This window comes from Kitasatospora sp. NPDC004240, assembly GCF_053603215.1.
Window position 1 is genome coordinate 1 of record NZ_JBSGFD010000218.1, and the last position, 13,055, is coordinate 13,055.

Consider the following 13,055-nt stretch of genomic DNA (forward strand, 5'->3'; position numbering starts at 1 on the left):
CGACACGGGCGCAGCGGTCATTCCTCCACGGCCTGGATCGGGATCGCGAAGTACCTTTCGGCGCTGGCCCCCAGCTGTTCTTGCTGTGGCGGGTCTTGGCCGGCCCCCCGGGGGGTGTGGAGCTTCTCGCCGTGGAGGGCGCGACCGCGCCCTGAACCTTTCGGCCTTCGGGACAACGTTCGCCCCTCGGGCCGGGGGCCGGGCGTCCGCTGCGGTCGTGCCGCCATTGATGGCGATTCCTGAAATCGCGGATCCTCCTCACCATCGACCCGAAGCGCCGGAAGGAGCGGCCGTTCGGGTGGCGGGCGCGGTGGGCCCATCAGCGGGGCCGGACCCTTCACTGTGCTGAGGGGTTGCGGCGTGCGGTTCGGGCACACGCCAGGTGTTGTCGGGGCCGGTTGAGCGGTCGGCTCCGGCAACGCCGTGCTTGCTTCCCCTTCGTCGGCTGGGCAGGCTGGGTGGTGGACAGCTTCCCTCACGGGAGGGAGCCCGCTCATGTCCGGTAGGCAGGACAACCTGAAGGACGACGGCGACAGCGCCGCCCCGGCTTTGCGGATCACCACGGTGGCCACCGGGTCGGCTGCCATTTGCCGCCTCGAAGGCGAGATCGACCTGGACCAGCGACCGAAGCTGGAGGACGCCCTCGTCCAGGCGGTCAAGGATCGTCCGGCCAGGCTCCTCGTCGATCTGGCCGGCGTCGGCTTCTGCGACTCCGCCGGCCTCAACGCGCTCCTCGTCACCCGCGCCGACGCCGAGACGGCCGGTATCAGGCTCATCCTGACCGCGCCCCCACCCCAGGTCCGCCGGCTGCTGGAGATCACCGGCGCCGACGAAGTGTTCACCGTCTGTGACAGCGTGCGGGCCGCGCTCGACGGCGGCGACCCGCGGCACCGGGGGCGGTCATGAACCTCGTCCCGCCCCCGCGCTACGCGGTCACCCTGCCCGGCACTCCCGGCGCTCACGCTCCGCCCGAGGTCGTCATCGTCCATGCCACCGGCGAGACCACCGCCGACGGCCAGCCGGTCTTCGAGGACGCCGACGGCACCTTCCGTGTCGAGATCACTCAGGGAGTGGCCCGGCCGCTCGCCGCTCCCACCGGTCCCGGCCGGCACACCTGCCTGCACGCCGTCCCCCTGCCATGACCGTCATCCCTCGATGCCGGTGGAGTGGTGGGCGGCGCCGACGGGCTTGGACTCGGGTGAGCCGCGCTGGCGCAGGTACACCGACAGGATGGCCATGGAGGCGACCGCCAGGAGTTCGGACTGCCAGTTCTGCAGGGTGCGGTTCCAGAAGCCGGGGGACAGCACGTACTGGCCCCAGGTGATCGGTGCCTGCAGATCACGCAGCTGCTCGGCGTTGTGGGCGGACCAGCCGGTGATCGACTGCGAGACCCAGGAGCCGAGGAAGAACAGGGCCATGACCAGCCCGAGGGAGCGGGAGTACACCGCCAGGCGCACACCCCGCGGTTCGCGGGCCCACGCGGGGGACTCGCCGGTGGCGTGCGGACCGATCTTCTGCTCGCGCTCCGACTCGGTGCCGGCCTTTCCCAGCTCCTTCGACTCCGGCGAGCCGCGCTGCAGCAGCCACACGGTGCCGAAGATGTAGAGGAAGAACTGCAGGTACTCCGACTGCCAGTTCTCGGTGACGTCCACGGCGAACTGCGAGCTCGTGAGGTAGCCGGCGAGGCCGAGCGGCTGCAGGCCGGCGGCGACGAGCTGGTTGTTCAGATCGGCCTGGCCGGCCGCCGCCTGGCCGGCGAGCGTGAGCAGGAATCCGGCGCCGAAGGCCAGGGTCAGCCCGTTGTCCCGCAGGAACCGGGTGGCGGCGCTCACCGCTGCAACAGCCCGATCGTGGTGAAGTACACGAGGCCGCCGACCACGACCGTGATACACAGGGCGAACAGGGCACGCACAGCTCAGTCCCCCTTCAGATCGCACCGGTAGGGCATGTCGGGACGGGGTTCACAGCCGGCGGCGGTGATCTTCCAGGCGCCGGAGAAGACGGACAGGAACACGGTGTCGGCCTCCAGGACGGCGCGGGCCTGCTGCCCGAACACATCGATACGGCGCAGCGCCCCGCCGCCCGGGAGGCCGAGGCCGGTGACCGCCTGCTCGCAGCCCGTTTCTCCTGGTCCTCCAGTTCCTCCCGGGTCCCCGGCGCGAGGGCGGCACACATCGCCGCCCCGTCCCCGCGGACGGCATCGCGCTCGAACCGGGACACCGCCGCGGCGGCCGCGTCCTCCCGGCCGGACAACTGCCCGCACCCCGCTGCGCCCGCCGACAGGACCAGAACGATCACCGCACCGCACGACACGTGCCGCCCGGACCACACACTCATGCGGGACATCGCAGCACACCCGCGCTGCCGACCCGGCCAGGCGCGGCCGAAGCCCGGGGCCGTCCGTGCAGCCGGTGCACGTTCCTGGAGGATGTGGGACCCCAGAGCCGGATCGGCGCTTCGGACGGGGGAGTAGGGAACGATGCCAGGCGGGTGGTGTCGCCTGGCGCCTGTCGGAGTCAATGACCGGCCTGCGCCCTTTGATCGGGTGCAGGCCGACTGGCGTCCGCGCGACCCTCACACCGTCCCCTGATCTCTGGCCCGTCGGCCGGGCGGTGGCCGGCGGTGCTTTCTGTCACGCTGCCTGGTTGCCGACCCTGTGACCGGGGCCGCGGGAATGCTTTCGACCGCCGCCCCTTCGGGCCCGCCACCCGTGGTAGTGGACGGCGGCCGGCCGACGGGGAGGAGCGGCGAGTGGGTACTGCGGGGCCCGAGCCTCGGCGGCGCGTGCCGAACCCACGGCCTGCCCGTGTCCTACGAGGGCATCGACGACGCCGACTACGTCGCCGCCCTCAAGGTGCTTCAGCAGTTGATCCGCAACGTCGGCGGCACGATGTCCTGAGGTTGCGGCACGACCTTTCCGCGGCTCCCGGGCGCCGGGCAGCGCGCCAGCCGGCAGCACCGCGGGGTGCGGTCGGCCGGCGCGCCGAATCCGCACCGGCGGGGCCGCTCGGGCTCGCGTCCGTTCCGGGAATCCGGCGGCCTGCACTGCCACGGTGCCGCCGTTCCGCGCGAACGGCCGGACAGCAGAAGCCCGGGATCCCTATGCTGGCGCCGTACACCGGGCCGGGGCCGCCGTGGTGTCCAGCGCAGCGAGGGGTGCAGTGTGTCGGACTTCGAGGACCTGGTGGCGGCCGAACGGCGACGCGCATCCTCCGATGCCGCGCGACACGCGGCAGAGGGCGCACGGATCGCGGCCCGGGAGCAGGCCGAGTTCGCGCGGTGGCAGCAGACCGCAGACGAGGTACAGGGCCTGCTCGCTCAGGCCTTGCGCGCGTTGCGGGCCGCGGGAGCACAGCCGGTTCCGATCCTGGCCAAACGCTACCCCAGGCCGTTCACCTCGGTGGACCGCACGGTGATCATCGACTGGCGCTGGATTCTGGGCCCATTCGCCCTGGATGACCGGGCCATCGCGTACCCGGTCGCCCGAATCTCACGGCTGCGGGACACCTGGGAGGACGTCAGGCCCTATGTCCGCCGCAACGTGCAGAAGTCGCGCCTGCGTACCGGGCTTTCGGCCGAGCAGTGGGTGATGTGGGACACCGGATCCCCGATGAGCTGGGACGTCGCCGCCGTGGCGCGCACGCAACGCCTCGGCTGCATCGGTCGCGACGAGAACGGCGAACCCCTGCTGCTTCCCGCAGACTCCGACCGGGACCCGGTCCCCTTCAAGCAGTACCTCGCAAGGGCGGTGGCCCACTACCGCTTCTGGTGACCGGTGACCGACCAACCTGAGCAGCAGTCGGCGCCGCCGCACGTCTTCCTCTCCGAAGCCGCCGAAGCCGCTCTCGCCTGCATCGACACGCCACACCCCACAACGGCAAACGCCGGTCTCCGAGAACACTCTCGGAGACCGGCGTCACCCACCGCAGCCGATCAGCCACATTCGCCAACAGCATCCGGGTGTTCCTGGCGGGGCGCCAGCGGCGCACCGCCATGGAGATGCCCGGCCCGGGTTCAGCAGGTCTCAGCTTGACGTTTAACCTCGCAGGTCACCCGACCTGCTGATCTGCGGTTCTTCCCGAGACAGCGCAGACGGCCGTTCTCCACGCTTCGAGATGTCGAGTCACGAAGCACGAGAGAACGGCCGCTGCCTATGAGTCTTGCCGTCGACGCGCCCGCAGGCCAGGCATTGGCTCTCCTGTCCCGCTTTCGGGTTGAGTTCTACGAATGCCTCTACGCCCGCTCGGACGCACTCTTCGAGCTCACCGACGCGGTGCTGTGCGCGGACGGGCCGGTGAAGACCCTGGCCGAGCTGTCGCTCGCGGTCGAGCACCGGCGCGGGCACGGCGCCCTGTACGCCGCGCTGGACCGGGGCTGGGCCGAGCCGGCGCGTCTTCGCCGCGCCCGGGCCGCGCTGCCGCTGCCGAGGGCTGCCGACGGGCGGATCGTGCTGGCCGTGGACGTGAGCAACTGGCTCCGCCCCGATGCCCCGACCAGCGACGACCGGCTGTTCTGTCACGTCTACGGACGGGGTGACCGCAGCACGGACCAGTTCGTGCCGGGCTGGCCGTACTCCTTCGTCGCCGCCCCGGAAACGGGCCGCACCTCCTGGGTCGCGCTGCTGGACGCCGTGCGTCTCGGGCCGGCCGACGACGCAACCGCCGTCACCGCCACCCAACTGCGCGACGTCGTCAAGCGGTTGAGACAGGCCGAACACTGGCAGCCGGGCGACCCGGAGATCCTGATCACGATGGACTCCGGCTACGACGTCGCCTACCTCTCCCACGCTCTCGCGGACCTTCCGGCCGTGCTGGTCGGGCGCCTGCGCTCGGACCGCGTCATGCTCCGCGACGCGGGCCCCGCCCGCTCCACCCCGAAGGGCGGGCGCCCGCGTCGGCACGGCGGCGTCCTCTCCTTCGCGAAGCCCGAGAGCTGGCATCAGCCCGAGGTCACCACGGTCACGGACACCACCCGCTACGGCACTGCGGAGGCGATCGCGTGGGACCGAATGCACCCCAGGCTCACCCACCGCGGCCCCTGGCTGGACCACTCGGAGGAGGAACTGCCAATCTTGCATGGGGCGTTGGTCCGGTTGAAGGTCGAGCGCCTGCCGGGCGACCGGAATCCGAAACCGGTCTGGCTGTGGTGCTCGTCCACCGCCGCCACCGGCGCGGATGTGAACCGCTGGTGGCAGTCGTTCCTCCGCAGATTCGACCTGGAGCACACCTTCAGGCTGACGAAGCAGACGCTCGGCTGGACCGCTCCGAAGATCCGCCACGCCGACAGCGCCGACCTGTGGACCTGGCTCATCATCGCCGCCCACACGCAACTCCGCCTCGCCCGGCCGCTGGCCGAGGACCTCCGCCGCCCCTGGGAGCGGCCCGCCGAGCCCCGCCGCCTCACCCCTGCCCGGGTGCGGCGGGGGTTTCGCAACATCCGCCCGACCACCGCTCGCCCAGCGGCGGCACCGAAACCGTCCAAGCCGGGCCCGGGACGACCTCCCGGCTCGAAGAACAAGCAGCGGGCCACACGTCACGACGTCGGAAAGACGGTCAAACGCGCCGAAACGATCAAGGAACACCAAGCCCGACGAGGATAAATTCCAAGCTAAGGGCTCGCAGAGAATCAACGTGTTGCTTCCCGCTTTGCAGCTCGTTGATGTGGTATGCGCATCTCCGAGTCGACCCGCGGCCAACTTGCCCTCAAGTTCGAGGTGTTGTTCCCGCACCTGGATGAGCGGCAGCGGCGTCTGCTGATGGCAGCCGAGGCCCGGCTGCTGGGTCATGGCGGATCCGGACGGTCGCGCAGGCGGCCGGCGCCAGCGAGACCACGGTCCGCAAGGGCGTGGACGAGCTGGAGTCCGGGGCCGAACCGCTGGGGGCCCGCCGACCCGGGGGCGGACGCAAGAAAGCGGCGGAGGTGAACCCGGCCCGGGACTGCGGCTCGCCGAAGGCGGGGATGTACCCACTCCAGGCCTGCAGACGGCCGGACGCGGATCCCGCCCCCAGCTCCGTCACACCCCCTGACCGTCGGAAGCCGGGTGTGCGGCCGAGGTGGGCGAGTGGCCGACGGTGGGACACTGCGGACGCCGCCACCCGGGACAATACGGAGTTCAGCAGGGGCCGTCACCTCGGGTGCCGGGCGGTAGATTCTCAGACCTGCCGATGCTGAAACCAAGGAGGCGCGGTGCAGTTCGAGGTCGTGGATGCGCTGGCCATGCCGGTACCGAAGGCGTGGGAGAAGGGCTGGTTGGTGCATGACGGGTGGGACGACTGGGGGTACCGAACCCTGTTCAATCTCGTCGTCGACATGCCCGAGGGCCACCGCCATGAGATCGGGTATGTGAAGATCGCGCAGAATCCCATGCCTCCGGGGGGCCGGGTGCAGCTGCCCAACCGGTTCGGGAGCCTGCCGGACGGTTACTTCTCCCTCGGCCAGGACGAGTCCTACTACACAGGGCTGAGAGCTCTCCCGGACTCCCTAGGGGAGCAGGTTCTCCTTGCGCTCCGGGACCTGGCCCTGGACGAGGAACTCTTCGACGTGGTCGTCGGAGAGGATGTGGTGAGGAGATCCCTGCTGCGGCAGGTCAAGCCGGAGACGGTGAAGGGTCAGTTCCGCCGAATCACCGGAGGCGGAGCCCGCCTGAAACCTTACGACTTCTCGTACATGTCCGCCCCCGGGCATCCCCGCTGGTTCGACTACGAGCTCGGGTTCAAGGTCGAGCCGAACTCCAACCCTCCCAGCAACGTGCACGTCGTCATCGGTGGCAACGGCACGGGCAAGACCACCCTGCTCCAGCACGTCAGCTCCTCCTTCCTCGGGCACGGGCCGGGAAGACTCGTCGCCCGGGAAGGCAACGAGGCCAGCTTCACCAACCTGGTCTCGGTCTCCTTCAGCGCCTTCGACCCCTTCGCCGCCGCATTCGCGGCCCGCAACAGCAGGTACGTCTACGTCGGGATCCATCCGCACCCCGAGTCCGCCGAGACGTCGGCCCTCCCTCTGTCCGGCGAGGAATTCGGCCGGAGCTTCATGGAGATCTCCTGGGGTGTGCAGCTGGACCGGTGGCGCAAGGCCATCAGAGTTCTACAGGAAGCCGACCCCGTCCTCGCTGGCCATGACATCCTTTCTCTCAGCCGCCTGGACACGACCGACACCATCGCGGCAGAGGACCTCCAAAATCAGGCGTCCCTGCTCTACAGCCGCCTGAGTTCCGGTCACAAGATCGTCGTTCTCACGGTGACCCGCCTCGTGGAGACCATCGCCGAGCAGTCGCTGGTCCTGATCGACGAGCCCGAGACGCACCTGCACCCGCCGCTACTATCGGCATTCGTACGATGCCTGTCCGAGCTGCTCGTGCAGCGTAACGCCGTCGCCATCGTCGCCACCCATTCACCCGTCGTCCTGCAGGAGGTCCCGCGTGGGTGCGTGTGGAAACTCCGCAGGAACGGCGACCTGCTGAAGCCCGATCGGCCGACGATCGAGACCTACGGCGAGAACGTGGGCACCCTGACCCACGAAGTCTTCGGCCTGGAGGTGACCCACTCCGGCTTCCATCGGGAGCTACGGCGTGCGGTCACCGAGTGCCGCAGCTACGAGGAAGTCCTGGCTCGCTTCGGCGACCAGCTCGGCGGCGAGGCGCGGGCCCTGGTCCGCATTCTTCTGGCGACCCGCAACGCCCCGGACGTGAACTGATGCTCCGCGTTCCCCGGCCCCAGTACACGGCCGTTCAGGCACTCATATCCTGCTGCAGCTCGATCCAGGACACGGACTTGAGAGAGCGGATATTCGCCGCCGCCTCCGCCGTCGAAAAGGCATCCGCGCGCTACGAGCTCGCGGGGATCTGCCGCGTGCTCCACACCCTACGATCCGAGATGTTCAAGCCGGAGAACGAGGGAATGGGAGAACCTCTCGCCGTCACCACCGACGACCTGCGCACCCAGCTCTACACCCAGCGTATGGCCCAACCCGGCTCCAGCGGCCGCCACATCTACGACGCGCTACGCCAGGCTGCCCCGAACGGCATCTGCCCGCTGTGCGCCACGGGCATGGTCAGCACCCTGGACCACGTCCTGCCGAAGGCGACGTTCCCGGCCCTGGCCGTCACCCCGACCAACCTGATCCCCGCCTGCGGCGACTGCAACAAGACCAAGTCCAACCGCGCCCCCGCCACCGCCGGGGAACAATTCATCCACCCGTACTACGACGACCTGAGCGGCGTGACCTGGCTCCATGCCGAGCCCCGCTTCGAAGACCCCGTCTGGATCGTCTTCTCCGTCCGGACACCTCCGAACACCGACCCCGACCTCACCGCCCGGCTCACCCACCACTTCACCTCGCTGCGGCTGGCGCAGCGATACATGGCACATGCCGCCACGGAGCTCCGCGGCCAGGAAAAGTTCCTGCGGGACCTGCGGACAGCCGCCGGGCCGCAGCAACTGCGTGCCTACCTCAGCCAGCAGGCCGACTCCCGCGCCGACGCCAACCCCAACTCCTGGCAGAGCGCCATGTACCGATGCCTCGCCCACAGCGATCGGTTCTGCGAACAAGCCTTCTGAAGAGACCACCCGGACCGCGGGGCAGGTACAGGGCCGGCCGCTTCCCTACATGCGGCAGGACGTACGGTCCGGGAGGCCTCCCTCACCGTCCGCAGCCACGTCGAACGCTGACCAGCCCGGTGGGGAGGGCGTGTAAGCGATCTCGTGTAAGTGCCTTGGGATTATTGGATGCTGAGCCGGTCCTCGAAGAAGAGTGAGAACTGGTTCAGCGCCTCCTTTTCGCCGAGCGCGGCGCCGGTGCGGTACTGGCAGAAGCCGGCCAGGCTGGCGGCCGCCGGCCTGCTGATCTGCGGTCCGGGATGGACGCCGAGGAGGCGGAACAACAGGTCGGCGTCGTCACTCAGGGCGCGGCGCGACCACGAGAACACCGAGCGCGGGCTGAGCACCGTACCGCCTTCGGCGAAGGCGTCCAGCCCGCCGGCGGCGTCGCGCAGTTCACCGGCCAGCATGGCCAGGCTGAAGGCGGGGTTGGTAGTGGCCCGGGCCGCCACGACGGCGAGTGCGAGGGGCAGCCCGGCGCAGGCGGTGACGATGGAGCCGACGGCCTCGGCCTCCCGGGCGATCCGGTGGCCGCCGAGGCGGTGGGCGAGCAGGCCGCGGGCCTCGTCGTCGGTGAGGGCTGCCGGGGCGAGGAGGCGGGCGCCGTCGGCGGCGATGAGTTCGGGCAATTGGCTGCGGCTGGTCACGATCACCGTGCAGAGGCCGGAGCCGGGCAGCAGTGGGCGGACCTGCTCGGCGTCGCGGGCGTTGTCCAGAACGATGAGGAGCCGTTTCCCGCGACGAGGCTGCGGTAGAGGCCGAGCCGCGTCTCCGGTTCGGCAGGCTGGGTGTCGTGGGGGACACCGAGGGCGTCGAGGAAGGAGCCCATCGCCAGCGCCGGGGGGAGTGGGTCCCGGTGGGGCGCGAAGCCGCGCAGGTCCACGTACAACTGGCCGTCGGGGAAGCGCTTGCGATGCAGGTGCGCCCAGTGGAGGGCCAACCAGGTCTTGCCGATGCCGCCGATCCCGCTCACCACGACCGTACGGCCGGTGGCGGCGCCCTCTGGTCCCGCTGGGCCTTCGGCCAGGGCCCGGTCGAGTCCGGCGATCTCGCGCTCGCGCCCGGTGAACTGGTTTGGTGTGGAGGGAAGTTGGCGTGGCACCGGAAGGGGGTTGGCGCCGCCGGTGGCCTTGGCGTCGTTGGTTGCGGGCGGCAGGGCGGGGAGGGAGAGTGCGGGATCGTTGTCGAGGATCTGCCGGTGCAGGGTGCGCAGGGCCGGACCCGGTTCCGTGCCGAGTTCCTCGGCCAGCAGCCGATGGGTCCGCCGGTAGCGCTCCAGCGCCTCCGACAGGCGGCCGCTGCGGTACAGGGCCAGCAGGAGCTGTCCGGCGAGGCGTTCGTCGAGGGGGAGGGCCGCGGCCCGGGTGGACAGCGCGGCGAGGCACTCGCTGTGGCGCCCGGCCCGGAGCATGAGGTCGGTGTGCGCCAGTTCGGCCTCCCGGCGTTCGGCCGCCAGGTGTTCGCGGACGGTGTCCAGCCCGGGGGCCTCCAGCCCAGCCAACGGCTCGCCCCGCCACAGGGCGAGCCCCTCGTCCAGCAGAGTCAGGGCGGTGGAGTCGTCGGCGCTCTTGGCGCGGGCGGCCAGCCGGCGGAAGTGGTGGGCGTCGACGGCGTCCTCCTCGACCCGCAGGACGTAGCCCCCGGGTCCGCGGGTCAGCGGCACGTCGAGCGGGCCCAGCACGCGGCGCAGCCGGGAGACATAGGTGTAGAGCGTGTTCCGTGCCTGGTCGCTCGCGTCCTCGCCCCACACGTCGCGGATCAGCCGGCCGACCGGGACGGGGCGGCCGGCGTCGACGACCAGGGCGGCGAGGACGCACTGCTCCCGGGCGTGGCCCAGCGGGACGGGCCGTCCGCCGGCGAGTACCTCCAGGGGGCCCAGGATGCGGAACCCGACCATGCCGCGATGCCTCTCTCTTGAGTTCAACGTCCTTTTTCGATCGATGAGTTGACAGTCTCACCTGTGACGTCAAGGTTTGCTCAGGGTTTGCCTCAGGTCGGCCGAGCAGAGTTGTCGACGTGCCTCGGAGGCCGCCGGTCGCAGGCGGGACGGGGCACGGCAGCAGACCGGACCGACCGTTTCAACGAAAGGCAGATCATGCGTATCCGTCACACCATGGCCGGGCTCGCCCTCGGCACCGCGCTCGCCGTAGGCACACTGGCCGCGCCGGCCCAGGCGGCTCCGGCGTTCGCCGCGGCCTCCGCCGCCGTCGGGGCCCCGGCGAAGGCCCCGTCTGCGGTCACCGGCTGGACGGTGATCGCCACCTACCCCAGCCTGAGCTCCTGTGAGTCGGCCGCCGTGGCCTGGGCCAACCGGCACCCCGGCAAGCTGGCTTTCTGCGAGGACCGGGGACACCGGGGGACGGTATGGAACCTGCTCGTGCAGAGCTGAGGGCCCGCCGGGGCGGTGGCCTGCCGGGGCGCGGGGGCATGAGGACGCCGTTCGCGCCGGGCTTGCGCCGCTGACCGGAGCACCCGGGGCGGGCCCGGCGACGGCGCGCGTAGGGCAGCCCGCGCGTCCGGGACCGGGTCCGGTCCGGCCGTTGCCTGGGATCCGGTCCCGCCCCGACCTCGCCCGGGCGTGTCGGGATACCGCGTCGCACGGGGGCCCCTATGTGTTTGGTCAAGGTCCGAGGCCAGTAGGTTCGTGCGGGCAAGGGCGGGCCGAGCCGTAGGGGTGTGCATGAGTGATAGCCAGGTCACGATCCAGCTCACGAGTGCCGAGGCACTGGTGCTGTCGCACTGGCTGGAGAAGCTCCAGATGACGGACCTCAGCCGCGTTGTCGACGATCCGGCGGTCTGGGCTCCGATCCATCGGATCGCTGGAACGCTCGACAAGTCACTTCTGAGCTGTTCGCGCCTGACTATGACCAGCGGCTTGAGGCCGCTCGTCAGCGGCTTCGGCCGGAGGATTGATCGAGCAGTCTGGACTCCTCACCTGGCCGTAGCCGGTTTGGGCTCGTAGAGGGTCCCGTCGCGGAGCATCGCGAACAGGACGTCGGCCCGGCGTCTGGCGAGGCAGAGCAGGGCCTGGGTGTGGCGCTTCCCTTGGGCGATCTTCTTATCGTAGTAGGCCCGCGATGCCGGGTCGCTGAGTGCGGCGAACGCGGAGAGGAAGAAGGTCCGTTTGAGCTGCTTGTTTCCTCTCCGGGAGGGCTGTTCGCCGCGGATCGAGGAGCCTGAGCTCCGGGTCGCCGGGGCGAGGCCGGCGTAGGCGGCGAGGTGGTCGGCGGTCGGGAAGGTGCTGCCGTCGCCGACCTCGATCAGGATGCGGGCTCCGGTCCTGGCGCCGACCCCCGGCATCGACGTCAGGACCTTCGAAAGAGGGTGGGCCTCCAGGAGTTCCTCGATCCGCCCGGCCAGCAGCTTGCGCTGGTCGGGAACGGCGGCCAGCGATCCGGCCAGGCTGGGGACGATCAGCGCGGCCGCCTCGGTCCCCGGAACGGTCACGGTCTGCTCGTCCAGCGCGGCGAAGATCTCCTCGACCAGCCGCTCGGCCATCCTCGGCGCCTTCGGCCGCAGCAGCGTGACCAGCCGCCGACGGCCCGCCTTGCGTATTCGGGCCGGGGACCCGAACCGCTCCAGCAGGGCCAGGACGGCCGGGTGTTGCAACCGCGGCCCCAGTACCCGTTCCAGCGACGGATGGATCTGGGTTAGCAGGCCGTGGAGCCGGTTCGCGACCCGGGTCGCCTCGCCGGCCAGGTCGTCGTCGAAGCCGACGATCATCTCCAGCTCGGCGATCGTCTCGTCCTCGCCGTCGATGGCCCGCAGCGTGTGCGGCATCGCGCGGGCCGCGTCCGCGATGATGAACGCGTCCTTCGCGTCGGTCTTCGCCTCGCCGGGGTAGAGGTCGGCGATCCGCCGCATCGTTAGTCCCGGCAGGTAGGCGACCGGGCAACCCATGTCGCGGGCGACCGCCAGCGGCAGGGCCCCGATCGAGGCCGGCTGATCGACCACGACCAGCACGGTCCTGTGCTTGGCCTGGAGTTTCGCGAACAGCTCGCGGAGTTTGGGTTCGGTGTTGGGCAGGCGTTTGTCGAACGCCTTCTTCCCAGCCGGGGTGACAGCGGTGGCGTGGTGTTCGCCCTTGCCGACGTCCAGGCCGAGGAAGACATCGATGTCGCCGGTGTCGATCACGCGCAGGCCCCTCCATCACGCTTTCGTCCGGCCTTGCCTCGGCACCGAGCTGCCACATCCACGTTACGGAGAGCTCTTCCGGCTCGGGTGAAGCCCGATGCTCAAGCCCCTCATCAGCGGTCCGTCGATGCCTCCGGGCCCGGTGACACCACCCCCCGGATCATGAACAACAAGGGGGGAAGTCATGCCGGACCCGAAGGCCGGAGGCCCCATTGCGGAGCCCTGAAGAAGGTACCGGTGGTTTGTTGACATGGGGTCAGGTCGGCAGTATCGGTGAGGAGAGACTTCTTCGGGGGTGCTGTCATGACCGCTCGCGTGCCGTGTCCG

12 protein-coding genes and 2 pseudogenes are annotated in these 13,055 nt (G+C 70.4%); 9 read left to right on the forward strand and 5 right to left on the reverse strand.

Annotated features, from left to right (window positions below):
• The first annotated feature begins 495 nt into the window (after nucleotides 1-495).
• Nucleotides 496-906 (forward strand): STAS domain-containing protein, encoded by a 411-nt coding sequence (locus ACWEQL_RS35860; RefSeq protein WP_452154635.1) that lies wholly within the window; start codon nucleotides 496-498, stop codon nucleotides 904-906.
• Nucleotides 903-1,142, forward strand: a complete 240-nt coding sequence (locus ACWEQL_RS35865; protein ID WP_452154637.1) for a DUF6296 family protein — start codon at nucleotides 903-905, stop codon at nucleotides 1,140-1,142. Before ACWEQL_RS35860 ends, ACWEQL_RS35865 begins: the two co-directional genes overlap by 4 nt.
• 3 nt (nucleotides 1,143-1,145) lie before the next feature.
• Here the strand turns inward: ACWEQL_RS35865 and ACWEQL_RS35870 are convergent, their stop codons facing one another.
• Both ACWEQL_RS35870 and ACWEQL_RS35875 read right to left on the reverse strand, forming a co-directional pair.
• Complete coding sequence (locus tag ACWEQL_RS35870; protein ID WP_452154639.1) at nucleotides 1,146-1,832, reverse strand: DUF6766 family protein; 687 nt, start codon at nucleotides 1,830-1,832, stop codon at nucleotides 1,146-1,148.
• 83 nt (nucleotides 1,833-1,915) lie between these two features.
• Complete coding sequence (locus tag ACWEQL_RS35875; RefSeq protein ID WP_452154641.1) at nucleotides 1,916-2,056, reverse strand: hypothetical protein; 141 nt, start codon at nucleotides 2,054-2,056, stop codon at nucleotides 1,916-1,918.
• A 1,107-nt stretch (nucleotides 2,057-3,163) separates the two neighbouring features.
• Between ACWEQL_RS35875 and ACWEQL_RS35880 the strand changes: the two genes are divergently transcribed.
• From ACWEQL_RS35880 to ACWEQL_RS35900, 5 genes and pseudogenes are all read left to right on the forward strand, one after another.
• Nucleotides 3,164-3,772, forward strand: coding sequence for a hypothetical protein (locus tag ACWEQL_RS35880; RefSeq protein ID WP_452154643.1), 609 nt, complete (start codon nucleotides 3,164-3,166; stop codon nucleotides 3,770-3,772).
• A 381-nt stretch (nucleotides 3,773-4,153) separates the two neighbouring features.
• Complete coding sequence (locus ACWEQL_RS35885; RefSeq protein WP_452154645.1) at nucleotides 4,154-5,599, forward strand: NF041680 family putative transposase; 1,446 nt, start codon at nucleotides 4,154-4,156, stop codon at nucleotides 5,597-5,599.
• 66 nt (nucleotides 5,600-5,665) lie between these two features.
• A pseudogene (locus ACWEQL_RS35890) lies at nucleotides 5,666-5,928 on the forward strand (ISAzo13 family transposase); the annotation flags it as partial.
• A 258-nt stretch (nucleotides 5,929-6,186) separates the two neighbouring features.
• On the forward strand, nucleotides 6,187-7,692 hold the full coding sequence (locus tag ACWEQL_RS35895) for an AAA family ATPase (protein ID WP_452154647.1): 1,506 nt from the start codon (nucleotides 6,187-6,189) through the stop codon (nucleotides 7,690-7,692).
• A gap of 77 nt (nucleotides 7,693-7,769) precedes the next feature.
• A complete protein-coding gene (locus tag ACWEQL_RS35900) occupies nucleotides 7,770-8,555 on the forward strand; it encodes an HNH endonuclease (RefSeq protein ID WP_452154649.1) in 786 nt (261 codons plus the stop codon).
• Nucleotides 8,556-8,716: 161 nt separating this feature from the next.
• Here the strand turns inward: ACWEQL_RS35900 and ACWEQL_RS35905 are convergent, their stop codons facing one another.
• Together ACWEQL_RS35905 and ACWEQL_RS35910 are read right to left on the reverse strand one after the other, a co-directional pair.
• The gene (locus tag ACWEQL_RS35905; protein ID WP_452154657.1) at nucleotides 8,717-9,316 is read right to left on the reverse strand and encodes a hypothetical protein; all 600 of its coding nucleotides are present in this window, start codon (nucleotides 9,314-9,316) and stop codon (nucleotides 8,717-8,719) included.
• On the reverse strand, nucleotides 9,244-10,491 hold the full coding sequence (locus tag ACWEQL_RS35910) for a BTAD domain-containing putative transcriptional regulator (protein WP_452154651.1): 1,248 nt from the start codon (nucleotides 10,489-10,491) through the stop codon (nucleotides 9,244-9,246). Before ACWEQL_RS35910 ends, ACWEQL_RS35905 begins: the two co-directional genes overlap by 73 nt.
• A gap of 198 nt (nucleotides 10,492-10,689) precedes the next feature.
• Here ACWEQL_RS35910 and ACWEQL_RS35915 point away from each other — a divergent pair, with 198 nt between their 5' ends.
• Entirely contained in the window at nucleotides 10,690-10,983 is a 294-nt protein-coding gene (locus tag ACWEQL_RS35915) for a hypothetical protein (RefSeq protein ID WP_452154653.1), read from the forward strand.
• Between the two features lie 291 nt (nucleotides 10,984-11,274).
• Nucleotides 11,275-11,507: pseudogene (locus ACWEQL_RS35920) on the forward strand (hypothetical protein).
• Between the two features lie 18 nt (nucleotides 11,508-11,525).
• Here the strand turns inward: ACWEQL_RS35920 and ACWEQL_RS35925 are convergent.
• A complete protein-coding gene (locus ACWEQL_RS35925; protein WP_452154655.1) occupies nucleotides 11,526-12,728 on the reverse strand; it encodes an IS110 family transposase in 1,203 nt (400 codons plus the stop codon).
• Nucleotides 12,729-13,055 lie beyond the last annotated feature (327 nt).